This is a genomic window from Sphingobium sp. DN12 (assembly GCF_051058005.1).
Taxonomy (GTDB): Bacteria; Pseudomonadota; Alphaproteobacteria; order Sphingomonadales; family Sphingomonadaceae; genus Sphingobium; species Sphingobium yanoikuyae.
In genome coordinates this window covers 4,697,849-4,721,554 of the sequence record NZ_CP173717.1, presented here as the reverse complement: position 1 = coordinate 4,721,554, position 23,706 = coordinate 4,697,849, and the positions used below count along the sequence as shown (strand labels likewise).

The window sequence follows — 23,706 nt, the reverse complement described above, 5'->3', positions numbered from 1 at the left end:
GCAACATTATTACCAGCCGCTTGATCGATCGACTGGCGAAGGGAAAAGAGCAGTGACAACCGATTCGGCCAAGGCCGTGCCGATGGCGGAGCTGACGCTACGCGGCGTCATCCTGGGCGCGCTCATCACCCTGCTGTTCACCGCCGCGAACGTCTATCTGGGCCTCAAGATCGGCCTGACCTTCGCCACCTCGATTCCCGCCGCCGTCATTTCCATGGCGGTGCTGCGCCTGTTCGCCACCGGCACGATCCTGGAAAACAACATCGTCCAGACCATCGCATCGGCCGCCGGGACGCTGTCGGCGATCATCTTCGTGCTGCCGGGCCTGGTCATCATCGGCTGGTGGCAGGGCTTCCCCTATTGGCTGTCCGCCTGCACCATCGCGCTGGGCGGCATATTGGGCGTCATGTATTCGGTGCCGCTGCGCCGCGCGCTCGTCACCGGATCGGACCTGCCCTATCCCGAGGGTGTCGCCGCTGCCGAAGTGCTGAAAGTCGGCGCCGGTTCGCGCGAGGGCCTGGAAGAGAATAAGCGCGGCCTGGCCGCCATCGTCATGAGTTCGATCGCCGCCGCCGGCTTCTCGATCATCGCCAAGACCAAGATCCTGGCCGAGGAAGCCGCCACCTTCTTCAAGCTCGGCGCGGGCGCCAGCTCGGTCTCGACCAGCTTCTCGATGGCGCTGATCGGCGTCGGCCATCTGGTCGGCATCTCCGTCGGCGCCGCCATGTTCGTCGGCCTGCTGATCAGCTGGGTCGGCATCGTCCCCTATCTCACCAGTCCGCTGCCCGCCGGCGCGGACCTGGCCGACCTGGTCGGCACCACCTTCCGCATGAAGGCCCGCTTCATCGGCGCCGGTACCATCGGCATCGCCGCGATCTGGACCCTGCTCAAGATCCTGGGTCCGATCATCAGCGGCATCCGCTCCGCCCTCAACGCCGCCAAGGTCCGCAAGTCGGGCGATGCCGGCACGCTGGACATTACCGAGCGCGACCTGCCGATCGGCATCGTCTTCGGCACCATCCTCGCCTCGCTGGTGCCGATCGCCGTCTTGCTGTGGATCTTTGCCCAGGGCGGGCCGATCGCCGCCAATCCGGTGCCGATCATCGGCCTGACGCTGGCCTATATCCTGGTCGCCGGCATCGTCATTGCCTCGGTCTGCGGCTATATGGCCGGCCTCATCGGTGCGTCGAACAGCCCGATCTCGGGCGTCGGCATCCTTGCCGTGCTGGGCGCCTCGCTGATCCTCGCCGCCATCTATGGCTCGGGCCATCCCGAACAGAGCCAGGCGCTGATCGCCTACGCCCTGTTCACCACCGCGATCGTATTCGGCGTCGCCACCATTTCCAACGATAACCTCCAGGACCTCAAGACCGGCCAGCTGGTCGGTGCGACGCCGTGGAAGCAGCAGATCGCGCTGGTGCTCGGCGTGCTGTTCGGCGCGCTGGTAATCCCGCCGGTCCTCGACCTGCTGAACAGCGCCTTCGGCTTTGCCGGCGCGCCCGGTGCCAAGGCGACCGCCCTGCCCGCGCCGCAGGCCGCGCTCATTTCCGCGCTGGCCAAGGGCGTGCTGGGCGGCGACCTCGACTGGGGCCTGATCGGCTTTGGCGCCGGCATCGGCGTGGTCGTGGTCGCGCTCGACGAACTGCTCGGCAAGACCGGCAAGATGCGCCTGCCCCCGCTCGCGGTCGGCATGGGCATCTATCTGCCGATGGCGCTGACACTGCTGATCCCGGTCGGTGCGGTGATCGGCCATTTCTACAATCGCTGGTCGCTGCGCCAGGCGAACCCGGAATTTGCCGAGCGCATGGGCGTGCTGATGGCAACCGGCTTCATCGTCGGCGAAAGCCTGTTCGGCGTCGCCTTTGCCGGCATCGTCGCTTCGACCGACAGCGACGCGCCGCTGGCGCTGGTCGGCGAAAGCCATTGGGCGGTGCCGCTGTCAGTGCTGATCTTCGCCGGCGTGATCGCCGCCCTTTATGCGCGCCTGCGCCATTGGGCGACCGCGCCGCTCGCCTGACGGGATGAGATGGGGCGACCGAACCAAGGCCGCCCCATGCTCACGAAATCCTACGATGATAGAATGGATATGGGCTGGGCTACGGCTCGAAACCCTATGTCCGGCGGTTTAATTCTCCAGCAGCATCCAAAGGCTGGAGAGACTCTGATGCCCGCCGAATTTCTGGTCGCCATTGCCCTGTGTATCGGCGCTGTCTTTTTCATCGACCATATGGCTCGGCTGGAAAAAGGCGGCTGGCTGCGCCATCGTGGCGGCCTGTCCCTCCGCAGCGGCCCGCGGCGCGATTGAGCCTTCACAATGTGGCCCCTGTATCACGTCACATAAGTTACATTTTTCAGACTTTTAACTGCAATCATACTGCCATGAAGCCGTAAGGACTCATCGCCAATGGCCTCCCCAACCGAAGGGGAGCATTCACCATGAAGACCTTGTTCCGTGGCGCGAGCCGCGCCGCGATCATCCTTGCCACCGCCATGCCCGTCGCCGCCCTGGCCGGCACCATCAGCGGCACCGTATCCGACGGCACCGGCACCCGCGCGCTGCAGTCGACCCAGCTCCGCATCGTCGAAAATGGCCGCATCGCCGAAGCCGGCCGTGACGGCTCCTACCGCTTCCCCGACGTTGCACCGGGCACCTACACGATCGAAGCCCGCTACACCGGCGCTGATCCGGTGCGCACCACCGTCGTCGTGCCCGCCACCGGTGACGTCGATGCCGACATTCGCATCGGTTCGAACGTCGACGCGTCGATCATCGTCGTCGGCCAGGTCGCCAACCAGGCATCGGCCCTGTCGCGTCAGCGCGCGGCCGACGGTGTCGAAAGCGTCCTGACCCGCGACGCGATCGGCCAGTTCCCCGACCAGAATGTCGCCGAATCGCTGCGCCGCCTGCCCGGCGTCAACATCATGAACGACCAGGGCGAAGGCCGCTTCGTCTCGGTCCGCGGCCTCGACCCGGAACTCAATGCCGCGTCGGTCAACGGCGCCCGCCTGCCCGCGCCGGAAAGCGATGTCCGCTCGGTCGCGCTGGACGTCGTGCCTTCGGAACTGATCGAATCGATCGAAGTGAAGAAGTCGTTGACCCCGGACATGGACGCCGACACGATCGGCGCCTCGATCGAAATCAACACCACCAGCGCCTTCGACCGCAAGAAGGATCTCTATTCGGTCAAGCTGGAAGGCAGCTATAACGACTATGCCGACGCCGTGACGCCCAAGGGCAGCGTCGATTTCGCCACCCGCCTCAGCGACAATTTCGGCGTCTCAGGCGGCTTCAGCTATTACAAGCGCAAGTTCGAGACCGACAATATCGAAGCTGCGGACTGGACCACCAGCGACGACGGCATCGCCTATGCCGAAACGCTGGAATATCGCGACTATGACGTTCAGCGTAAGCGCATCGGCGGCACGCTGAACCTGGACTGGAAGCCGTCCGACACCACCAAGCTTTATGCCCGCGGCATCTACAACCAGTTTGAAGACCATGAATATCGTCGCCGCCTGACCTTCGTCCTGGATGAGCAGCCCGCTTCGGGTGATGCCGACAGCGCCAACTTCACCGATGAGGATGGCCGCATCGAAGTGCGCCGCGATCTCAAGGATCGTTTCGAGCGTCAGCGCATCAAGTCGCTGGTGCTGGGCGGCACCACCGAAACCGGTCCGTGGAAGCTGACTTATTCGGGTAGCTGGTCGGAATCGACCGAGAAGGAAAAGGGATCGATCGACCCGATCCGCTGGCGCGCCCGGTTCGACGGCGATGGAGTCGATGTCGGCTTCAACTATTCCGATCCGCGCGTGCCGACCTTCAACGTCACCAGCGGCGCCGACCTGTTCAACGACCCGTCGGAATATAGCTTCAACCGCGTCGAGCAGACTGCCCTGTCGGACTCGCGCGACCGCGAATATGCGCTGAAGGGCGATGTTTCGCGCGCCTTCGCCACCGACGGCGGCACCTTCACCGTGCAGGCCGGTATGAAGGCCCGCTGGCGCAAGAAGAGCTATAATTTCAACATGAACTATTATGGCGATGCCGATCTGGATCTGGCCGATGTGCTGGGCGCCCAGACCTATCGCCTGTCCGATCTAGGCCCGCTGCCCGGCAAGGGCCAGGCCACCGACTATTTCTACAACAATATCGGTGAATTCGAACTCGACCCGATCACCAGCGCCTATGAATCGGCAGCGCAGGATTACAGCGCGAAGGAAGATATCCTCGCCACCTATCTGCTCGGCCGTTGGGATAGTGAGAAGGTCCGCATCATCGGCGGCGTCCGCATGGAGCAGACCCGCAACGTGCTGCGTGGCAATGTCACCGAATATGAGCTGGATGACGAAGGCGAAGCCACTGGCGTCATCTCGACGCCCAATGGCTTCACCAAACATTATACCGACTGGCTCCCCAGCCTGACCGCGCGGTTCGAACCGAGCCAGGGCCTGGTGTTCCGCGCCGCCGCCTACAAGAGTCTGGTCCGTCCCAAGCTGTCGCAGCTCGCGCCGCGCTTCATCCTCGACGAGGATTATGCCGCCGAATTCGGCAACCCGGACCTCAAACCCTATCGCGCCTGGAACTTCGATGCCTCGGCCGAGTGGTATTTCTCGAACAATGGCGCGCTGAGCGCAGGCCTCTTCTACAAGTCGATCAAGGACTATAGCGCGCAGGTCCGCGACTTTGACGACGGCGTCTATAATGGCGTCGCCTACAGCGAGGCATCCTATTATGTGAATGGCGACACCGCCAAGGTGAAGGGCGTCGAACTCTCGTTCAGCCAGGTTCTGAACTTCCTACCGGCGCCGCTCGATGGCTTCCTGGTGAACCTCAACTATACCTTCACCGACGCCGACGGAAAGATCACCAGCTACGACGGGGACGATAACGCCTATACCCGCAAGATCGGCCTGCCCAATGCTTCGCGTCACACCTTCAATGCGGTGCTGGGCTATGAAAAGGGTCCGATCTCGCTGCGCGCCGCCGGCACCTATCGCAGCAAATATCTGGACGAGATCGGCGACGGTCCGGACACCGACCGTATTGTCGACAACCACTTCCAGCTCGATCTGAGCGCGAAGTACAAGATCCTGCCTGGCGTCCGCCTGTTCGCCGACTGGGTCAACGTCAACAACGCCAAATATTTCGCCTATCAGAACTTCGAGGGCAGCAAGCGCCTGCTCCAATATGAGGAATATAACTGGACCGCGAAGTTCGGCGTCACCGCCAGCTTCTGATCCCGTTCGATGCCCCCTGCTTGCCGGTCGCGCCCTTGCGCGGCCGGCAAGTCCCGTTTTCCCGGAAAGGACGCCCATGTCCCGACTGTTCCTGACCATGCTGCTGATGGCGAGCGCCGCGCCGCTCTCCGCCCAGCCGACCGCCAGCCCGCCCGTGCCCCGCTCCGCCGGCACGCCCTATGCGGCACGCAGCCTACCCGACCGGATCATGCTGACGCCCGCCGCCGATCCGTCACACGGCATGGCTGTCGCCTGGCGCACCGATGCCACCCAGACCGGCAGCGAAGCGCAGATCGCCATCTCCGTCGACGGCCCGACACTGGAGGAGAAGGCAAGGACCGTGACCGGCGCCGCCGGCATGGCCAAGGACAGCGCCAATGGCCCGGCACTTTACCACCAGATCCGGTTCGACAATCTGACCCCCGACACCGTCTATGCCTATCGGCTCAAGGGCAGCGCGGGCTGGAGCGAGTGGCTGCAATTCCGCACTGCGGCGGCTGAGGCCAGGCCGTTCCGGTTCCTCTATCTGGGCGACATCCAGAACGGCATCCTCACCTATGCCAGCCGCGTCATCCGCCAGGCCTTCCACGCCAATGGCGGGATCGAGCTGGTCGCCCATGCCGGCGACCTCGCCGCGCAGCGCGACGACCTCGACCATGACGATGAATGGGGCGAGTTCAACCAGGCTGGCGCCTATAACTGGTCGATCGTCCCGCAACTGCCGGCGACCGGCAATCATGAATATGTCGATGTGGTGAAGCCCGACGGCAGTGAAAGCCGCACGCTCGGCCCCTATTTCCCGCTGCAGTTCGCGCTGCCCGACAATGGCGTGCCGGGCCTAAAGACCACCTATTATGTCGATTATCAGGGGGTGCGCTTCATCATCCTCGACGGCACGTCGGCGATCGACCTCGGCACCATGGCGCAGCAAACCGCATGGCTCGACGCCACCCTCGCGTCCAGCAAGGCGAAATGGAATGTCGTGCTGTTCCACCAGCCCGTCTTCACCTGCGCCCGGCCGCAGGACACGTCCGAGGTGAAGGCCGCGTGGAAGCCGGTGTTCGACAAGCGCAAGGTCGATCTGGTGCTGCAGGGCCATGACCATTGCTACAGCCGCCTGACGTCGGAAGCGGGCCGCGAGGCATCGGCGCAGGCGCGGGCCAATGGCGCGATCCAGGGGCCGGTCTATCTCGTCTCGGTCACAGGCTCCAAGATGTACGGCCTCAACGACCGTGCCCGCACCCAGCCGGACAAGACCGCCGAAGCGACCGAACTCTATCAAGTCGTGGACGTGGATGGCGATCGCCTGAAATTCCGCACCTATACCGCGTCGGGCAAGCTCTATGACGGCTTTGACCTCACAAAGCGGGCGGACGGCAATCACCTGAGCGACACCAGCGAACCCACCATCGCGGTGCGCACCTGCACCGGCAACATTGGTCCCGACGGCGGCAAATGCGTCGCGCGCGGCAAATGAGGAATATCGTGATGAAGCCTTTCTTCCTGTCGCTCACCAGCCTGCTCGCGCTGGCCGCCTGCACCACCGCCGAGACGGAAGCGCCGGTCGAAGTACGCATCGCCAACGCCACGCCGGCCGTGACCGTCACCGCGCGCGGTGAAACTACGCCGGTCGGCACGCCCAATGCCGATGCGGCGGATGATCCGGCAATCTGGCGCAATGCCGCCAATCCGGCCGCCAGCCTGATCGTCGGCACTGACAAGAAGGCCGGCCTCTATGTCTATGGCCTGGACGGCAAGACCCGCGATTTCCTCGACGCCGGCCGGGTCAACAATGTCGACCTGCGCGATGGCGTGGCGGTGAACGGCCAGGCCGGCATCCTGGTCGTGGCGTCGGACCGCAATGACGTCGCCAATGCCAAGCTTGCCCTGTTCCGGCTCGATAGCGTGACAGCGAAACTGACAGCCCTGGGCAAGGTCGATGCTGGCAAGGGCGAGGCCTATGGCATCTGCCTGTACAAGGCACCGGAGGCGACCTACGCCTTCATCGTGCTGAAAGACGGGACGATCAATCAGGTCGCGCTCGACGCATCCGGCACCACGCCGACCGGCCGGATCGTCCGCAGCATGAAGCTTGGCACCCAGTCGGAAGGCTGCGCAGTGGATGACCGCACCGGCATCCTCTATGTCGCGGAGGAAGATGTCGGCCTGTGGCGCTTCGACGCGCGCGCATCTGGCGCCGCCACGGCCACGAAGATCGCGTCGGCGGATGGCAAGAATCTGGTCATGGATGCCGAAGGTGTCGCCATCGCGCCGATCGGCGAGAAGGACGGCTATGTCCTCGTCTCCAGCCAGGGTGACAATGCCTATGTCGCCTATCGCCTGTCCGACGACAGCTATATCGGCCGCTTCCGCGTCGTCGACGGCGCGATTGGCGGGTCGGAGGAAACCGACGGCATCGAGCTGATGCTGGGCGATTTCGGCCCGGCCTATCCCGGCGGCCTGTTCATCGCGCAGGACGGCCATAACGCGGCGGCCGCGCAGAATTTCAAGCTGGTCGCCTGGGACGACATCGCCAGGGCATTGAACCTGCCCCGATAAGCAGCCTTGTCCCCCTCCCTTTCAAGGGAGGGGTTAGGGGTGGGTAGCCTCCGAAGGAGGCTCGCTTCGCTCGCCACCCACCCCCCGGCCCCTCCCTGGAAGGGAGGGGAGGCAAGCCCTATTTCTTGCCCGCGAACCAGGCCGCGGTCGGCGCCTTCAGGCGGCTGCGCGTCTCGATCCGGGTCTTGATCGCGGCAATCGAGCGGTCGACCACCTTGCGCGATTCCGGCGTCAGATACTGGGTCGCATAGGCGTCCAGCTTGGTCACCATCGCCGGGTCGGCCGATCCGCCGCCCAGACGGGCCAGCGCCTGGCTGCGCGCCGACACGTCGATCAGCGCCTCATATTGCGCCTTGTGCGCCAGCACATAGTCGACCGCCAGCATCGGATGGGCAACGCCCACCTGGCCGATGATCGCGGCGCTCGTGGTCTTGCCCGGCTCGTCGGTCAGGGCGAGATCCAGAGCCTGCTGCCCAAGCTTCTCGTCCTTCGCCTTGCCGAGCAGCGCATAGAGCGTGCTCTTTTCGAGATCGCTCTGCGCGCCCTTGGCCATGACGCGCAGCTTGTCCCAGGTCGCCTGGTCCGCATTCTGGGCGATGATGCCCAGCCAGACATTGCGCAGCGGCCCGTCGAGCGCGGCCGGGTTGGTCGCCAGCGCGGCGAAGCGGCGGTTGGCCTCGGCCACCACACCCTTGTCGCCCATGCTGCCCAGCGTCGCGACCAGACTGGTGCGCAGTACCGGCACCTGCGGCCCTTCGCCGGCCTTGGCATCATAGCCGATGGCCGTCAGCGCCGGGGTCAGCTTGGCCGAGGCATAGGCCGCGACCTTCGCCTGCGCGGCGGCGTCGCCCTCCAGCATGTCATAGCTGCTCTTCAAATAGCCGGGCACTTCGGCCAGCACGGCCGGGCTGCCATTGACCGGCACGGCGTCGACCAAGTCGAGCGCCAGGCCGATCGGCTGGTATCCGCCCAGCGCCAGCTGGAAATTGTCCGCCATCAGGCCGGTCTGGTCCATGCTGGACAGCTGGCTGAAGCCCTTGGCCAGCGCCTGGATATTGGCGGCGGGATAGAGCGAGCGATAATAGCCGGTCTGGCCCGCATTGATGACATAGGCGCCGCAACCCGGCAGCGTGATCTGGCCATTGCCCTGCAGGATCAGGCGCTGCGCCTCGCCGCCCTGTACCTGCGCTTTGACCGGCACATTCCACTTGAGCGGGGTCTTGTCCTTGGCGTCGCGGCTAAACTCGCCCTGGCTCAGCGTCAGGATGGTGTTGCCGCCCTGGCACTGGGCGCTCTCCACCTTGACCAGCGGGATCCCCGGCTGGCTGGTGAAGTCATGGGCGATGCTGACCAGCCCCTTGGCGCCCGCGCCCTCGACCGCCTTCCACAGATCGTCGGTGACGGTGTTCCCGTAAGCATGGCTCTTCATGTAGGACTGGATGCCTGCCTTCCACGCATCCTCGCCGGCATAGCCTTCGAGCATCGTGATGACCGCCTCGCCCTTCTGATAGGTGATGGCGTCGAACGCCTGGTTCACCTGATCGACGGTGGTGATCTTCTGCACGACCGGGTGGGTGGTCTTGAGCGCGTCGAGGCTCATCGCCCGCTCGCGGCCATCGACGCGCGACAGCAGGGCTTCCCATTCCGGGTTCAGCTTGTCGGTAACCTTGGTCGCCATCCAGCTGGCAAAGCCCTCGTTCAGCCACAGATCGTCCCACCAGGCCATGGTGACAAGATCGCCGAACCACTGATGCGCCATTTCATGCGCGGCCACTTCATAGATGGCGCGCTTGGTCTCTTCGGAGGTGAAGCGCGGATCCACCAGCAGGGTGCGTTCGAAGGTGAAGATCGCGCCCCAATTCTCCATCGCGCTGAAGAACTGGCTCTGGCCCGGACCCGCGACATTGTCGAGCTTGGGCAGCGGGAAGGGCACGCCGAAATAATCGTTATAATAGGGCAGGATCGCCGCCGACGCATCGAGCGCCAGCTGCGCCTTGCCGGTATTGCCCCGGCCGGTGATGACGCCGACTTCGGTATTGCCCGCCATCTTGGTCGCGCGGTCCAGTTCGCCGAGGCCAAAGAAGAGCAGATAAGAGGACATTTTGGGGCTGGTGCCGAAGGTCACCAGCTTCTTGCCGCCGCCGATGTCCTTGGTCGCCTTGACCGGCATGTTGCCGACCGCCAGCTGGTCCGCCGGGACCACGGCGCTGAGGTCGAACGTCGCCTTGTAGCTCGGCTCGTCGAAGCTCGGCACGAAACGGCGGGCGTCGGGCGCCTCGAACTGGGTGAAGAGCGCGCGCTTCGCCGCGCCTTCATTGTCGGTATAGTCGAGCGCGAACAGGCCATTAGCCTGCTGGTTGATGATGCCGGCATAGACCATGGTCAGCTTGTAGCTGCCCGGCTGGACCGGCTTGCCGAAGTCGAGGCTGACGGTCTGGGCATCGGCATCCACCTTGGCGGTGCCGGTGATCGCCTTGCCCTTGGCCGGGGTCAAGGTGACGCTGGAGACGGCCAGGTCGGCGGCGTTGAGCACCAGCGCCGGCATGGCCGTGGCGACGGTGACATCGATCGTCACCTTGCCGGTGAATTTGAGGTTCGCCGCATCGGGCGTCACTTCGATCGCATAATGGCTGGGCGCGGCGCCACGGGGCAGCTGGGTGGTGACGCCGGCGGCGGGGCCGGCAGGCGCGGTCTGGGCCAGCGCGGGCGCGGCGATCGCCAGCGGCGCGGCCGCCATCAGGAACGGCAGGATTTTCGACAAGGGCATGGGGGAAGGCACTCCGATACGGCTTGGATGGCGCAATGAGACATAGTCACGCGCAACATGCAAACCGGATCGGCCCTTTCCCGCGGGGGGTCAAGTGAACTATCCGCAAGAGAATGTCGTTGGTCGAAACCTGTTGCGCGTTCGTCCAACAAGGGCAGATGCTTGCTCGTCCCTAGTCAGCGAACAAGGTCTCGCTCATCCTCCCCTGCAAGGGGAGGGGGACCATTTGCGCAGAAAATGGTGGAGGGGTGTCACTTCTATCGAGAGGGCGACACCCCTCCGTCTGGCCTTCGGCCAGCCACCTCCCCTTACAGGGGAGGATGAAATGGAAACTTATCCCCGGCCGCGATAGCCCGGCACGTCCTGCGGCGGCAGCCACAGGCCGGCGGGCGGTTCGCCCGACTGCCAGAAGACGTCGATCGGGATGCCGCCGCGCGGATACCAATAGCCGCCGATGCGCAGCCAGATCGGCTGCATCTCGGTGAACAGCCGCTCGCCGATGCCGACGGTGCAATCCTCGTGGAAGCCGGCATGGTTGCGGAAGCTGCCCAGGAACAGCTTGAGCGCCTTGGATTCGACGATCGTCGCGCCGGGCGCATAGTCGATCACCAGATGGGCGAAGTCGGGCTGCCCGGTCACCGGGCAGAGCGAGGTGAATTCCGGCGCCGTGAAGCGCACCAGATAGGGCTTGCCCGGACGGGGATTGGGGACATAGTCGAGGACGGCGTCCTCGGGCCGCTGCGGCAGGATGCTGGCGCGGCCGAGATGGAGCGGGGTATCGGTCATGAGGGCGCATGTAGTCGATTGCACGCAATTTGTCATCGGTCCGGCGCGCAAGGCCATCCGTTCATCTGGCGTTCAGCAAAATTTCTGCCTTGGCAGGGCCATGGGGTCTATGCGTCTGTTCCTTTCCGCCCTGCCGCTGCTGGCAGTCACGCCCGCGCTGGCACAGCAAGCCACCGGCAGCGATCCGGTCGTCAATCTGCAGCGCGCCGCGCCGCCGCCGCCGGCCGATGACCCGCGCCGTCAAGGCCCCGAACTCGACGTGTTCCGGGGCACGGCAACGCCGACCCCGGCGCCCACTCCGTCGCTGCCGCCGATCGTCGCCCCCACGGTGACGCCGGCGCCGACCCAGCGCGCGCCCACGCCTGCCCCCGCATCGCAGCGCCCGACACCAGCGCCAGCGCCGACGCGAACCGAAACACCGCGTACGACGCCCACGCCCGCCCCCACCGAACGCCCGGCCGCGCGCGACACCATGCCGGCGCAGGCCAGTCCGGCGCCCACCGTGGCGGAACCGGACAATGCCGCCAATGCGGTGGAAACGCCGCCGCCGGCCGCCCTGCCCGCGCCCGAGCCGGTCACGGCCGACAACAGCGTCACGACTGCCGAACCCGCCCCGGCAACCGAAGCGCAGGGGCTGAGTTGGCCCTGGATCGCCGCCGCCATCGCCGCACTGGCGGTGATCGCCGGCTTCCTGCTGATGCGGCGCCGTCGTGCCGCGGTGGACGTCGATACCACGCCGGCGAGCGCGCCACCCCCGGCAGCGCCCCAACCCGCCCCGGCCCCCGTCGCGCCGCCGGCTCCGGCACCTGCTCCCGCGCCCATCCCTGCGCCCACGCCAGCACCTGCCCCCGAACCCGTGGCATCGGCGCCGGCCAGCGACGCCGGCGATCGCCCCTGGATCGAACTGGGCCTCGACATCAGCCTCGCCCGCTCCTCGCTGATCGGCGTGACCATCGGCTATACGCTGCTGCTCCATAATCGCGGCGATCGCCCGGCCCGCGACATCATGGTGCGCGGCATATTGGGCAATGCAGGCGCGCAGCAGGATGCGTTGCTGCGCCATTTCTTCGGTGGCGAAACCGGCATGCCGCTGCATTCGATCGTCTCGATCGCGCCGGGCGAAACCGTGCGCATGACCAACGAGCTGCGCCTGGCGCAGGACGAGATCGTGCCGGTGACGATGGGCGAACGGTCGCTGCTGGTGCCGATCGCCGCCTTCGACGCCCATTATCGCTGGGGCGAGGATGAGGAAGCGCCCGAAGGCACCGGCCGCACCGGCCGCGCCTTCATCGTCGGCCAGGAACAGGATCCGCCCGCCGAGCGCCTGTCGCCCTTCCGCCTCGACCAGGGGCCGCGCCAATATCGCCGGCCGGCCGCCCGCGCCGCCGCCGAAGTGCCACCGGCCTGAGCATTTCCCTTTCCTGTCCGGCCAGGCGCTCCTAAAGTGCCTGCCGGACAAGGCAAAAGGGGCCGCATGGACATTCTCGTTTCCACCGACTGGCTGGCCGGCGAAATCGGCAAGCCCGATCTCGTCATTCTCGACGCCAGCCTGTTCCTGCCCGGCACGCCGCGCGACCCGCGCGCCGAGTTCGACGCGGCCCATATTCCCGGCGCCGCCTTCATGGACCTGCCGAGCCTCAGCGATCCCGCCGATCCGGTGCCGGGCCAGTTGCCGCCCGACGCGCTGATGACGCAGCGCATGCAGACGCTGGGCGTCAACGCCGACAGCCGCATCATAATCTATGACAACAGCCCGACCCACAGCGCGGCGCGCGGCTGGTGGATGATGCGCGTCTATGGCCTGGGCGCATCGGCTGCGATCCTGGACGGCGGCCTGCCCAAATGGGTCGCCGAAGGTCGCCCGGTAGACAGCGGCATGCCCGCCATCGCGCCCGGCAATGCCGTCGCCCGGCTCGACCGGACGCAGGTGCGTAGCAAGGCGGACATTCTCGCCAATCTCGACAGCGGCACGGCGCAGCTGCTCGATGCGCGCGGCGCGGGCCGCTTCACCGGCGCCGAAGCGGAACCGCGCCCCGGCATGGCGTCGGGCCATATTCCCGGCAGCCGCAACATCCCCTCTTCCGCCTTCTTCGGCGCCGACAACAGCCTGAAGCAGGGTGAGGAACTGCGCCGCCTGCTGCTCGACGCCGGCACCGATCTCGACCGGCCGATCATCACCACCTGCGGCAGCGGCGTGACCGCGGCGATCATCCTTGCGGCGCTCGAAACGCTCGGGAAGCGCGACGTCAGCCTCTATGATGGCAGCTGGTCGGAATGGGGGTTCGATCCCGCCACGCCCAAGGCGACCGGGCCGGCCGCATGAGCGAGGACAGCAGAAGGCCGCTGACCAGGCTGGCGCAGGCCGGCCGCCGCGCGGACTGGACCGGCATGCCGGGACAACCCGGCGCGATCGTCAGCCCTGGCGTGTGGCGCGCCTCCACCATCCTCTATGACGATGTCGCCCATTTGCGGAAGGCGGCCGGCAGCAGCACGCATGAGCGGCTCTTCTACGGGCGCAAGGGCACGCCGACCAGCTGGAGCCTGGCCGATGCGCTGACCGAAATGGAGCCGGGCGCGGAGGGCACAATGCTCTTCCCCTCGGGCGTGGCGGCGATCGCCTGCGCGCTGATGACGGTGCTGCGGCCGGGCGACCAGTTGCTGATGGTCGACAGCGCCTATGACCCGACCCGCAATTTCTGCGAACAGGTGCTGAAGCCCTTCGGCGTCGAGACGCTCTATTATGATCCGACCATCGGCGCCGGTATCGCCGACCTGTTGACCGATCGCACCCGCGCCATCTTCCTGGAATGCCCCGGCAGCCTGACCTTCGAGGTGCAGGACGTGCCGGCGATCACCGCGATCGCGCGCGATCGCGGCATCGTCACCCTGCTCGACAATACCTGGGCGACGCCGCTTTTCTTCCCGGCGCTGGCCCATGGCGTCGATATTTCGATCCTCGCCTGCACCAAATATATTGTCGGCCATAGCGACGTGATGATGGGGTCGGTCACTGCCACACCGGCGCTGTTCCCGAAGGTCCGCCAGTCTGCCTATCTGTTCGGCCAGATGACCAGCCCCGACGATGCCTGGCTCGCCAGCCGGGGGCTGCGCACGCTCGGCGTCCGCCTGGCCCAGCATCAGGCGAGCGCGCTGGAGATCGCGCAGTGGCTGGCCGAGCAGCCCGATGTCGCCCGCGTGCTGCACCCGGCGCTACCCGACTGCCCCGGCCATGAATTGTGGGCGCGCGATTTCAGCGGCTCGACCGGCCTGTTCAGCTTCGTGCTGCAGGGCGGGGACGAGGCGGCCCGCGCCGCGCTGATCGACGGGCTCGCCCATTTCGGTATCGGCTATAGCTGGGGCGGGTTCGAAAGCCTGGCCCTGCCGGTCGATCCCGCCCGCTATCGCACCGCGCCCCAATGGGAAGCTGAAGGGCCGGTCATCCGGCTGCAGATCGGGCTGGAAGATTCCGCCGACCTGATCGCCGACCTTGACGCCGGTCTCGCCCGCTTCCGGGCTGCCCGCGGATGACGCAATTGTCCGCATGGCTGGCCCGGCTGCCGGGCAATGCGGACATCACCCAGCCGCTGATCGCGGTCGGCATCGCGCTGCTGCTCCATGCCATGGCCTATGGTCTGGCGCGGCTGCTGGCCCCGCGCATCCGCGAGCGCCTGCCTGCCCTCAGCGAACTGGCATCCACCCATGTCCGCCCGATGCTGCGCCATGCGATCAGCGCGCCGCTGTTCGCGACGGCGCTGGCGCTGTGGCCGGCGGACAGCATCGCCCATCTGATCCTGGGCGCGGCGCTCGCCTTTGCCGTCGCCCTGTTCGCGCTGCATCTGCTGCAGGCGCTCAGCTTCCCGCGCTGGGCGATCACCCCGCTCGCCCTGCTGCTGTTCGTCATGGTGATATCGGGCAGCAGCGGCGGGATCGCGCCGGTAGGCTCGATGCTCGACGATGTCGCACTGACGCTGGGCAAGCGGCGGATCAGCCTGCTCGACCTATTGTCGGTCGCGGCGACATTGGTTGCACTGCTTGCCGGCATCCGCCTTGCCAACCGGCTGATCCGGCGCAGCATCCAGAAGGCGCCCGATCTCGACCCGACCCAGAAATTGCTGGGCCAGAAGCTGGCCGGCATCGCCGTCATCATCGCCGCCTTCTTCATCGGCATCGACATATTGGGCATCGACCTCACCGCCTTCACCGTCTTTTCCGGGGCGCTGGGCCTGGCGGTCGGCTTCGGCCTGCAGAAGACGGTCGGCAATCTGATCGCCGGCATCATCCTGCTGATGGACCGGTCGATCAAGCCGGGTGACGTGATCGCGGTCGGCGACAGTTTCGGCTGGGTCAGCAAGATCGGCGTACGCGCCGTGTCGATCATCACCCGCGACGGCAAGAAGCATCTCATCCCCAACGAAAATCTGATGACGCAGGAGGTGGAGAACTGGTCCTATTCCGACCGCAATATCCGCGTCCGCATCCCGGTGGGGATCAGCAATGACAGCGACATCGCGCTGGCCCAGCAACTGATGCTGGAAGCGGCCAAGGAAAGCCCGCGCGCGCTCAAGCATCCCGAGCCCAAGGTATGGCTGACCGCGCTCGGCCAATATCGGCTGGAGCATGAGATCCGCGTCTGGATCAACGATCCGGAAAATGGCGTGGGCGGCGTGACATCCGACGTGCTGATGCGGGTGCTGGACAAGTTCCAGGCACAGGGCATCATCGTCCCCTATCCGCGCCAGATTATCGAATTGCGGCAGCCGCAGGACAGACATGATCCAGCAATGAATGAGCCCGACATTTCGGACCATTCCCCGTCCTGAGCGACCGCGACAGGGTTCGAATATCCGAATAGTAACGCCTTATCATATAGATACATCGCACATCCGGCGAACCCAGTCGCGCACCTTGTTGCGTCGTAGCAACAATAAAAGACGTAAAAGACATGAAACAGCAATAATATCTTGTGCGCCGCAGCGCGCGCAGGCATGGCCAAACTTGTTGAGGCAAGCTGGCCCACTTCCCCTGGGGGAAGCATAGAGGCAGGCGCCTGAACGCAGGCGGGACGATCGCAGAACCATCAAGGGGATTATCATGCGTAAGTCCATTCTCGGCCTCTCGGCCTTCGCTCTTGTTGCGCTGTCGGCACCCGCCATGGCCCAGGATGAGCCCGCTCCCGCGGTGACCGTCACCGGCAATGCCGCCGTCGTCAGCGATTATCGCTTCCGCGGCATTTCGCAGACCAACAAGAAGTTCGCGCTGCAGGGCGGCATCACCGTCACCCATGAATCGGGCTTCTATGTCTCGACCTGGGGCAGCTCGATCGACGAATATGTCGCCAACGGCTCGGACCAGGAACTCGACCTGATCGGCGGCTATTCGACCACGGTCGGCGGCGCGACGATCGACGTCGGCGTTCTCTATTATTACTATCCGGGCAATGCCGGTGCGAACACCGACTTCGTCGAGCCCTATGCCTCGATCAAGGGCACGTTCGGCCCAGCCACCGCCAAGCTGACCGCCAACTACGCCCCCAAGGCGAAGGCGCTGACCGTCGGCAATGGCAAGGAAGACAATCTCTACCTCGCTGGCGACGTCTCGGCCTCGATCCCCAACACCCCGCTGGGCGTGTCGGCGCATCTGGGCCACAGCTTCGGCCCGAGCTACTTGACCATCGGCAAGGAATATACCGACTGGAATATCGGCGCGACCTACACCTGGGGTCACCTGACCTTTGGCGTGTCCTATGTCGACACCGACAAGTCGCTCTATTCGTCGGCAGGCCACAATATCAGCAAGGCCGGCGTGCTCGGTTCGCTCACCGCCTCCTTCTGATCCGCCTTCCCTTCGGGGATGAACAGGGCCGCGCTCTCCAGGGGGGATCGCGGCCCTTTCCTATATGCGGTGTTTACGGGTCGCCTTGGCCCGCGCCGCTGCCTATAAGGCGCCGATGCCTCCGATCGCCCTCCTGCTGCTCTTCGTCGTCACGATCGCGCTGATGGAGGGTTTTGCCTATGTGATGCACCGCTGGGTGATGCATGGGCCGGGCTGGTTCCTCCACGCCAGCCACCACCGCCCCCGGACCGGCTTCTTCGAGGCCAACGACCTCTATTTCGTGATCTTCGCCATGCCCTCCATCCTGCTATTGCTGGGTGGGGTGCAATGGGGCTGGGGCAATTGGGCGACGGCCGTGGGCGCCGGCGTCGCCGCCTATGGCGCCATCTATCTCGGCTTCCACGACATCATCGTCCACCAGCGGGTGCGCCACCGCTATGTCGCCCGCTCGCGCTACATGAAGCGGATCGTCCAGGCGCATCGGCTGCACCATGCGGTCGAAACCAAGGAAGGGACCGTCAGCTTCGGCTTCCTGATCGCGCCCCATCCCACGGACCTGAAACGCGAACTGGCGCGGCGCGGCCGGGCCGGCGTGCGCGCCGCAAGGGATTGGCAGCCCGGCACGCGGGACTAGATCCGCGCGACATCGGTGGGAAGTAGACTGTCCGATAATCCTCCCTAAGCTTGCTTGGGGGGGGGGAAATGAGAAACGTCCACCCTTGGTCGTCAGCCGCCCTTTCCTATTCGGTCATTCTCTGCTCCACCCTTGTCCATGGACGAGAGTGCCCGCCAATCCATGCGCGACATCCCGCCAATGGCTGGCCGACGCCTGACTGGCGCGCCCTTGTCGCGTCACTGTCGCAAATAGGGTGAATCACCCCGATAAGGGTGTGAACTTCGGCGGACATGAAACTGTCGCGTCGCGAACCGGACTGGGCAGGCCCCTATCCGCGCAGCGCGCAGGGGACGATGCTGGACGGATCGGGTCGCGCGGTGCTGCGACGGAAACGGGCCATATAGCCACCGGCAGTGGGCTTGGCGATCATCTCCTCCAACCGGAAGCCCATCGCCGCCAGTTCGCAGGTGAGCAGGCGCCGGGGCGTGCCATGCTGGTCGGTCGGCCGATCCGCATCGACCACGATCAGTTCGCCATCGGCTTTCAGCGCGGGGCTGAGGTGCCACAGGAACGCATAGGGTTCGGCGATCTCATGATACATATGGACCATGAAGATGCGGTCGAAGCTGTTTTCGGGCAGCTTGGGATCTTCCGGCGCGCCCAGCTTCACGCTGACATTGGTCCAGTTTTCGCGGGTGATGCGGCGGCTGAGCGCATCTATGACCTCGGGCAATATATCCTCGGCCAGCACCCGGCCCCTGGCGCCGACGCGCTTGGCCAGGCGGACCGTATAATAGCCCTCGCCAGCACCGATGTCCGCGATGGTCATGCCCGGCCGGATGCCGGCCCGGTCCATGATGTCCTCCGCCTCATTGACCCGGTCGCGCGCTTCCTCGCTCGACCAGCGGGTCGACACGATCGGCGCCACCGGCCGGTCAGCGCGGGGGAAGGACGCGGCGCCGGCCGCGCGTTCCGACTGATTGCCGCCCGACCACTGGCCACAGGCAGCCAGCAGGAGCGACGCCCCCAGTGCGGCCACCTGCCGGTGGATCATTAATCCACATCCTCCACATCGACCTTCTCGCCCGTGACCTTCTGCGACAGGGCAGCGGCCATGAACGGATCGAGCGCGCCATCGAGCACATCGTCCGGGGCGGTCGAGGTGACGCCGGTGCGCAGATCCTTCACCAGCTGATAGGGTTGGAGCACATAGGAACGGATCTGGTGGCCCCAGCCAATCTCGGTCTTGGCGGCATAGTCGGTCGACGCGGCTTCCTCGCGCTTGCGCAGCTCTGCCTCGTACAGACGCGCCTTGAGCATATTCATCGCGGTGGCGCGGTTCTTGTGCTGCGAGCGGTCATTCTGCGACGCCACGATGATGCCCGAGGGGACGTGGGTGATGCGGACCGCGGAGTCGGTGGTGTTGACGTGCTGGCCACCCGCGCCCGAGGCGCGATAGGTGTCGATCTTGAGGTCGGATTCCTTGACCTCGATATCGATATTGTCGTCGATCACCGGATAGACCCAGACCGACGAGAAGCTGGTGTGGCGACGCGCCGCGCTGTCATAGGGGCTGATGCGGACCAGGCGGTGGACGCCGCTTTCGGTCTTGGCATAGCCATAGGCATTCTCGCCCTTGATCAGGAAAGTGGCCGACTTGATGCCGGCGGTCTCGCCCGCCTGATAGTCGACCAGTTCCACCTTATAGCCGCGCCGTTCGGCCCAGCGGCGATACATGCGCGACAGGATTTCGGCCCAGTCCTGGCTTTCGGTGCCGCCGGCGCCGGCGTGGATTTCCAGATAGGTGTCGCTGGCATCGGCCTCGCCCGCCAGCAGCGCCTTGATCTTGTCCTCGTCGGCGCGCTCGGCCAGCGCCTTCAGGGCGGCGATGGCTTCGGAGACCATGTCCTCGTCGCCTTCGGCCTCGGCCATTTCGATCAGTTCGGCATTGTCGGTCTTTTCGGCCTCGATCGCGCGGGTGGCGCCGATCGCGCTGTCGAGACGGGTGCGCTCGCGCATGACCTCCTGCGCCAGCTTGGCATTATCCCACAGGGTCGGATCCTCGACGCGGGCATTCAGCTCGTCCAGCCGGCGCAGCGCACGGTCCCAGTCGAGGAAGCGGCGCAGCAGGTCCAGCGCGGCGTCGATACGGTCGATATATTGCTGCGCTTCGGCGCGCATGGGAGGTCTCCAGAATCTCGTGGCGTCTCAACGCATCAAGCGACCGCCCCTATCCCAGACCGGCAGGCTTGGAAAGATTCAATCCTCCCCTGGCAGGGGAGGTGGCAGCCCGCAGGGCTGACGGAGGGGTAGCTCGCCCCGTGCCTTGGCGGTGATATGAAGCACAACAGCCTCCACATCCCTCAGCACGTCCGTTGCCGGGATACGCAGCACCCGGATACCCTCGCCGACCAACCAGGCATCGCGGTCAGCATCGCGAACCGGTGCGTCACCACGCCCATGCACTTCCCCATCGACCTCGACCGCAAGGCGATGACGGGGACAAAAGAAATCCAGCACATAGCTGCCAGCAGGATGCTGTCGCCGAAAACGCAATCCAGCGGGGCGCTTGCGCAATTCCTGCCACAGCAGCACTTCGGGCAGGGTCATCGACTGGCGCAGGCTACGGGCGCGATGTTGCGTGCCTTTGGGACCATGGAGCATGGCGGCACCCTACCCCTCCGTCTGGCCTTCGGCCAGCCACCTCCCCTTCCAGGGGAGGAATTTACGCTGCAGGCGGCAGCGGCAACGGTCCGAAATCTGGGGGACATAATCGCATCTTAGCCCGATGGCGCAGACCGCCCCGCGCGAGGGCGGCGCATCAAGGGGGAAAAGCTTTTTCCATGAAAGGCGATCCCATGAACCCGACCCCGCCCATGCCGGCAACGCACAGCCCGGCCACCCTCTATATCCTGCTCGACGCCGTGCGTTGCTGGGCAGCGGCGCGACGCCGACATCGGCCGGCGATGGCCCAGTTGCACCTGCGGCTGCGACGCTATGGCTGCGAACAGCTATCGCCTGCGCTCGACAGCCTGTTGCGCCTGGGCGAACAGGTGACCGGCCATGGGCTGCGTACCGGCCGGGGCCCGCGCCTGAGCGAAGACGAGAATCTGCTGATCGACCTGTTGCAGGCGCGCTGGACCGGCCCCGTTCCCTATGCCTGCAGCGACGCGATCGCCTGCGCCTTCTGCTATGCGGTGCGATCAACCCAGATCCTGCTGGCGCAGGCGCTGGAGGGCCGGCGCGGCGCCACCAGCCTGTCGATCCGCGACGCCAATCCGCGCCACTGCTGAGGGAAAGAGGGCGGGCGCCGACGCGCCCGTCCTTCAATAGATGCCGCCCTGATCCTGCAGGAAGTCGGCGTCGTTGCGCTGGCGGGTGCGGACCGCGTCGGCCTTGGCCGCGACTTTGGCCTGGGCCTCTGCCTCTTCCTTGCGGATGGTGCGGCGCGGTTCGGATTCGGGCTTGAACGCTTCCCAGATGACCGCCGGCTTGGGCTCGTCGGTCGGCCAGGCGCCATAGACGCGCTTGCCCGAACGGCGGTCGATCGCGACCATGCGAATGCCGGCCGGGGCGATGAACGGCGTCTTGGGCATGGTCTCCAGGATCGGGGCCATCGCCTCCTTCCAGATCGGCGCGGCGATGCGGCCGCCCTGTGCCCAGCCGCCCAGGCTGCGCGGCTGGTCGTAACCGATATAGACGCCGGCGACGAGATCGGGCGAACCGCCGACGAACCAGACATTGGTCGGGCCATTGGTGGTGCCGGTCTTGCCGAACAGCGGGCGCTTGAGGTCCGCCAGCACGGTCGCGGTGCCGCGCTGGATCACGCCCTCGGTGATGTGGACGACCTGATAGGCGGTCATCGGGTTCATCACCTGGCGCCCCTCGAACCCGAAGCGCGGCATCGGCTTGCCGTCCCAATTGGCCATGTTGCAATTGTCACAGGGATGCCAGCGTTCCGGCCAGATCACCTTGCCGCGCCGATCCTGGACATAGTCCATCAGCTTGGGCGCGAACTGCCGGCCCTGATTGGCGAGCGTGGCATAGGCGTTGACCATGCGCTCCACCGTCGTCTCGCCCGCGCCGAGCGCGAAGGAGAGATAGGGCTGATAGTCGCCGATGCCCATATTCTTGATGGTACGCACCACGCGGTCCATGCCGGTCTGGCTGGCGGCGCGCACGGTCATCAGGTTGCGCGACTGCTCGACGCCCCAGCGCATCGTCTGCGGCCCGGCACTGCCGCCCGAGAAGTTGCGGAAGCATTTCTGGCCAAGGCCGGCGCCCTGATAGACGCACAAGGGACCGTCGACGATGATCGAGGCCGGCGTCATGCCATTGTCGAGCGCGGCGGCATAGACGAAGGGCTTGATCGTCGAGCCCGGCTGGCGCTGGGCCTGGGTCGCGCGGTTGTAGGAGGACAGGCGATAGTCGAAGCCGCCCTGCATCGCGCGGATGCGGCCCGAATGCACTTCCTCCACCACCATGCCGCCCGACACTTCGGGAATATTGCGCAGCGCCCAGCTGGCGCCGTCGCGGGCGACAAGGATCAGGTCGCCCGGCTTCATCGCCGAGATGGCGGGGCCGCCGGTGCGGCGATAGGGCAGCTGCGCCAGGCTGGCGGGCAGGGTGCCGGTGGTGCCGTCGGCAAAGCCGATCTGAGCGCCACTGCTGTCGCGGCTGATGACGGCGGCGACGCGCCAGCCGGCATAATCGACGCTGATGAAGCTGGCGGCCAGTTCGCGTTCCCAGCCCTTGTCGGGGTCGATATGACCGACCGGGCCGGACCAGCCGCGGCCGGCGCCAAAGCGCAACAGGCCGTTGCGCAGCGCGGTCTGGGTATGGTCCTGCGCCACCGGATCATAGGGGCTGCGCACCCACAGGCCGCCGGCATAGACGCTGTTGGGGCCATCCTCCGCCTTTTCGCCGAACTGCTGGATCAGGCGACGACGCACCTCCTCCATATAATAGCCGCCGGCATTGGCGTCGAAGCTGGAGCCATGGGCGGCAACGGTGCCGAGCGGCAGGGCGATGGCGGCGTCGCGCTGGGCCGCGCTGATCCAGCCATTTTTCTCCATCTCGCCCAGTGCCCAGTTGCGGCGGTCGATCGCGCGGGCATGGCCGGTGGTGCTTTCCGGACGATAATTGGCCGGCCCCTTGGGCAGGATCGCCAGATAGGCCATTTCATGCAGCTGGAGATCGGCGACGTCCTTGTCGAAATAGGCGCGCGCCGCCGCCTGCACGCCATAGGCGTTCCGGCCGAGGAAAATCTGGTTGAGATAGAGTTCGAGGATCTGCTGCTTGGTGAGGACATTTTCCATGCGCCAGGCGAGGATCATCTCCTTCACCTTGCGGGTGGGCGAATATTCGTCGCCGATCAGAAGATTCTTCGCCACCTGCTGGGTAATGGTGGAGCCGCCACGGGCGCGCTGGCCCGAGCCGAGCTTGCTGGCATAGTCGAACACGGCGCCGGCAAAACCGGGAATGTCGACGCCATGATGTTCGAAGAAAGTCTTGTCCTCCGCTGCCAGATAGGCGTGGATCAGCTGCTGGGGATAATCGCTATATTGCAGCTGGACCCGGCGCTCGCGCGCATAGCTGTGGACCGGCTGGCCATTGATGTCGCGCACCATGGTCGGCAGCGGCGGCTCATATTCCAGCAGCGTCGCCGCATCGGGCAGACCGCGCGCGAAGATCAGCCAGAACAGGAAGATGGCGAGCAGGAAGCCGCCCAGCAGGATCGCGGCCCAGCGGAACAGGCGACGCTGCCACAGCGGCTTCAACCGGTCGGCAATGCCCCCGCCGCCACGGCGCAGGCGATAGGCGAAGGACGATGCGGGCGGATTGGAACGGGCCTCTTCCATGGTGAAAGAGGCTCTAAGGTCAAAAGTCCTTCAATACCAGCACCGAT

Annotated in this window: 18 protein-coding genes; 12 read left to right on the top strand and 6 right to left on the bottom strand. The window is 65.7% G+C overall.

What is annotated here, in order from left to right:
* Positions 1-82 precede the first annotated feature (82 nt).
* From ACI6S0_RS22480 to ACI6S0_RS22460, 5 genes are all read left to right on the top strand, one after another.
* Complete coding sequence (locus ACI6S0_RS22480) at positions 83-2,017, top strand: OPT family oligopeptide transporter (RefSeq protein WP_202600257.1); 1,935 nt, start codon at positions 83-85, stop codon at positions 2,015-2,017.
* Between the two features lie 36 nt (positions 2,018-2,053).
* Positions 2,054-2,305, top strand: a complete 252-nt coding sequence (locus ACI6S0_RS22475; protein ID WP_434404401.1) for a hypothetical protein — start codon at positions 2,054-2,056, stop codon at positions 2,303-2,305.
* Between the two features lie 131 nt (positions 2,306-2,436).
* A complete protein-coding gene (locus ACI6S0_RS22470) occupies positions 2,437-5,238 on the top strand; it encodes a TonB-dependent receptor (protein ID WP_434404400.1) in 2,802 nt (933 codons plus the stop codon).
* Between the two features lie 76 nt (positions 5,239-5,314).
* The gene (locus ACI6S0_RS22465; protein WP_434404399.1) at positions 5,315-6,715 is read left to right on the top strand and encodes a fibronectin type III domain-containing protein; all 1,401 of its coding nucleotides are present in this window, start codon (positions 5,315-5,317) and stop codon (positions 6,713-6,715) included.
* An 11-nt stretch (positions 6,716-6,726) separates the two neighbouring features.
* On the top strand, positions 6,727-7,797 hold the full coding sequence (locus ACI6S0_RS22460; protein ID WP_434405993.1) for a phytase: 1,071 nt from the start codon (positions 6,727-6,729) through the stop codon (positions 7,795-7,797).
* A 118-nt stretch (positions 7,798-7,915) separates the two neighbouring features.
* On the opposite strand, the gene ACI6S0_RS22455 is transcribed toward ACI6S0_RS22460, so the two are convergent.
* Complete coding sequence (locus tag ACI6S0_RS22455; protein WP_434404398.1) at positions 7,916-10,564, bottom strand: M1 family metallopeptidase; 2,649 nt, start codon at positions 10,562-10,564, stop codon at positions 7,916-7,918.
* A gap of 333 nt (positions 10,565-10,897) precedes the next feature.
* Positions 10,898-11,350 carry a preQ(1) synthase gene (queF, locus tag ACI6S0_RS22450; protein WP_434404397.1) on the bottom strand — a complete coding sequence of 151 codons (453 nt, stop codon included), beginning with the start codon at positions 11,348-11,350 and terminating at the stop codon, positions 10,898-10,900.
* 109 nt (positions 11,351-11,459) lie between these two features.
* On the opposite strand from queF, the gene ACI6S0_RS22445 reads away from it, so the two are divergent.
* The 6 genes from ACI6S0_RS22445 to ACI6S0_RS22420 all read left to right on the top strand — a co-directional run bounded on the left by ACI6S0_RS22445 (position 11,460) and on the right by ACI6S0_RS22420 (position 17,816).
* Positions 11,460-12,758, top strand: a complete 1,299-nt coding sequence (locus tag ACI6S0_RS22445; protein WP_434405992.1) for a hypothetical protein — start codon at positions 11,460-11,462, stop codon at positions 12,756-12,758.
* Between the two features lie 66 nt (positions 12,759-12,824).
* The gene (gene sseA, locus ACI6S0_RS22440) at positions 12,825-13,673 is read left to right on the top strand and encodes a 3-mercaptopyruvate sulfurtransferase (RefSeq protein ID WP_434404396.1); all 849 of its coding nucleotides are present in this window, start codon (positions 12,825-12,827) and stop codon (positions 13,671-13,673) included.
* A complete protein-coding gene (gene metC, locus ACI6S0_RS22435) occupies positions 13,670-14,878 on the top strand; it encodes a cystathionine beta-lyase (protein ID WP_434404395.1) in 1,209 nt (402 codons plus the stop codon). Before sseA ends, metC begins: the two co-directional genes overlap by 4 nt.
* Positions 14,875-16,170, top strand: coding sequence for a mechanosensitive ion channel family protein (locus tag ACI6S0_RS22430; protein ID WP_434404394.1), 1,296 nt, complete (start codon positions 14,875-14,877; stop codon positions 16,168-16,170). Before metC ends, ACI6S0_RS22430 begins: the two co-directional genes overlap by 4 nt.
* Positions 16,171-16,441: 271 nt before the next feature.
* A complete protein-coding gene (locus tag ACI6S0_RS22425; protein WP_004210057.1) occupies positions 16,442-17,182 on the top strand; it encodes a TorF family putative porin in 741 nt (246 codons plus the stop codon).
* 115 nt (positions 17,183-17,297) lie between these two features.
* Positions 17,298-17,816 (top strand): sterol desaturase family protein, encoded by a 519-nt coding sequence (locus ACI6S0_RS22420; RefSeq protein WP_136186331.1) that lies wholly within the window; start codon positions 17,298-17,300, stop codon positions 17,814-17,816.
* 310 nt (positions 17,817-18,126) lie between these two features.
* Here ACI6S0_RS22420 and ACI6S0_RS22415 read toward each other — a convergent pair whose 3' ends face one another.
* From ACI6S0_RS22415 to ACI6S0_RS22405, 3 genes are all read right to left on the bottom strand, one after another.
* Positions 18,127-18,852: a class I SAM-dependent methyltransferase gene (locus ACI6S0_RS22415; protein ID WP_122129943.1), complete on the bottom strand. Its 726-nt coding sequence runs from the start codon at positions 18,850-18,852 to the stop codon at positions 18,127-18,129.
* A complete protein-coding gene (prfB, locus tag ACI6S0_RS22410; RefSeq protein WP_004210053.1) occupies positions 18,852-19,979 on the bottom strand; it encodes a peptide chain release factor 2 in 1,128 nt (375 codons plus the stop codon). The genes ACI6S0_RS22415 and prfB overlap by 1 nt, the downstream gene beginning before the upstream one ends.
* A 78-nt stretch (positions 19,980-20,057) precedes the next feature.
* Positions 20,058-20,462, bottom strand: a complete 405-nt coding sequence (locus ACI6S0_RS22405) for an endonuclease domain-containing protein (protein WP_434404392.1) — start codon at positions 20,460-20,462, stop codon at positions 20,058-20,060.
* 194 nt (positions 20,463-20,656) lie between these two features.
* On the opposite strand from ACI6S0_RS22405, the gene ACI6S0_RS22400 reads away from it, so the two are divergent.
* Positions 20,657-21,091 carry a hypothetical protein gene (locus ACI6S0_RS22400; protein ID WP_434404391.1) on the top strand — a complete coding sequence of 145 codons (435 nt, stop codon included), beginning with the start codon at positions 20,657-20,659 and terminating at the stop codon, positions 21,089-21,091.
* Between the two features lie 33 nt (positions 21,092-21,124).
* Here the strand turns inward: ACI6S0_RS22400 and ACI6S0_RS22395 are convergent, their stop codons facing one another.
* Positions 21,125-23,659 carry a penicillin-binding protein 1A gene (locus ACI6S0_RS22395; RefSeq protein WP_434404389.1) on the bottom strand — a complete coding sequence of 845 codons (2,535 nt, stop codon included), beginning with the start codon at positions 23,657-23,659 and terminating at the stop codon, positions 21,125-21,127.
* Between the last annotated feature and the right edge of the window lie 47 nt (positions 23,660-23,706).

Excerpts from the sequence above, each read along its gene's own strand:
- ACI6S0_RS22395 (WP_434404389.1), bottom strand. The coding sequence starts at position 23,659 with ATGGAAGAGGCCCGTTCCAATCCGCCCGCATCGTCCTTCGCCTATCGC.
- ACI6S0_RS22430 (WP_434404394.1), top strand. The coding sequence starts at position 14,875 with ATGACGCAATTGTCCGCATGGCTGGCCCGGCTGCCGGGCAATGCGGAC.
- ACI6S0_RS22470 (WP_434404400.1), top strand. The coding sequence starts at position 2,437 with ATGAAGACCTTGTTCCGTGGCGCGAGCCGCGCCGCGATCATCCTTGCC.
- ACI6S0_RS22445 (WP_434405992.1), top strand. The coding sequence starts at position 11,460 with ATGCGTCTGTTCCTTTCCGCCCTGCCGCTGCTGGCAGTCACGCCCGCG.
- ACI6S0_RS22460 (WP_434405993.1), top strand. The coding sequence starts at position 6,727 with ATGAAGCCTTTCTTCCTGTCGCTCACCAGCCTGCTCGCGCTGGCCGCC.
- ACI6S0_RS22400 (WP_434404391.1), top strand. The coding sequence starts at position 20,657 with ATGAACCCGACCCCGCCCATGCCGGCAACGCACAGCCCGGCCACCCTC.
- ACI6S0_RS22415 (WP_122129943.1), bottom strand. The coding sequence starts at position 18,852 with ATGATCCACCGGCAGGTGGCCGCACTGGGGGCGTCGCTCCTGCTGGCT.
- ACI6S0_RS22455 (WP_434404398.1), bottom strand. The coding sequence starts at position 10,564 with ATGCCCTTGTCGAAAATCCTGCCGTTCCTGATGGCGGCCGCGCCGCTG.
- metC (WP_434404395.1), top strand. The coding sequence starts at position 13,670 with ATGAGCGAGGACAGCAGAAGGCCGCTGACCAGGCTGGCGCAGGCCGGC.
- ACI6S0_RS22425 (WP_004210057.1), top strand. The coding sequence starts at position 16,442 with ATGCGTAAGTCCATTCTCGGCCTCTCGGCCTTCGCTCTTGTTGCGCTG.
- ACI6S0_RS22420 (WP_136186331.1), top strand. The coding sequence starts at position 17,298 with ATGCCTCCGATCGCCCTCCTGCTGCTCTTCGTCGTCACGATCGCGCTG.
- sseA (WP_434404396.1), top strand. The coding sequence starts at position 12,825 with ATGGACATTCTCGTTTCCACCGACTGGCTGGCCGGCGAAATCGGCAAG.
- queF (WP_434404397.1), bottom strand. The coding sequence starts at position 11,350 with ATGACCGATACCCCGCTCCATCTCGGCCGCGCCAGCATCCTGCCGCAG.
- prfB (WP_004210053.1), bottom strand. The coding sequence starts at position 19,979 with ATGCGCGCCGAAGCGCAGCAATATATCGACCGTATCGACGCCGCGCTG.
- ACI6S0_RS22465 (WP_434404399.1), top strand. The coding sequence starts at position 5,315 with ATGTCCCGACTGTTCCTGACCATGCTGCTGATGGCGAGCGCCGCGCCG.
- ACI6S0_RS22480 (WP_202600257.1), top strand. The coding sequence starts at position 83 with ATGGCGGAGCTGACGCTACGCGGCGTCATCCTGGGCGCGCTCATCACC.
- ACI6S0_RS22405 (WP_434404392.1), bottom strand. The coding sequence starts at position 20,462 with ATGCTCCATGGTCCCAAAGGCACGCAACATCGCGCCCGTAGCCTGCGC.
- ACI6S0_RS22475 (WP_434404401.1), top strand. The coding sequence starts at position 2,054 with ATGCTCACGAAATCCTACGATGATAGAATGGATATGGGCTGGGCTACG.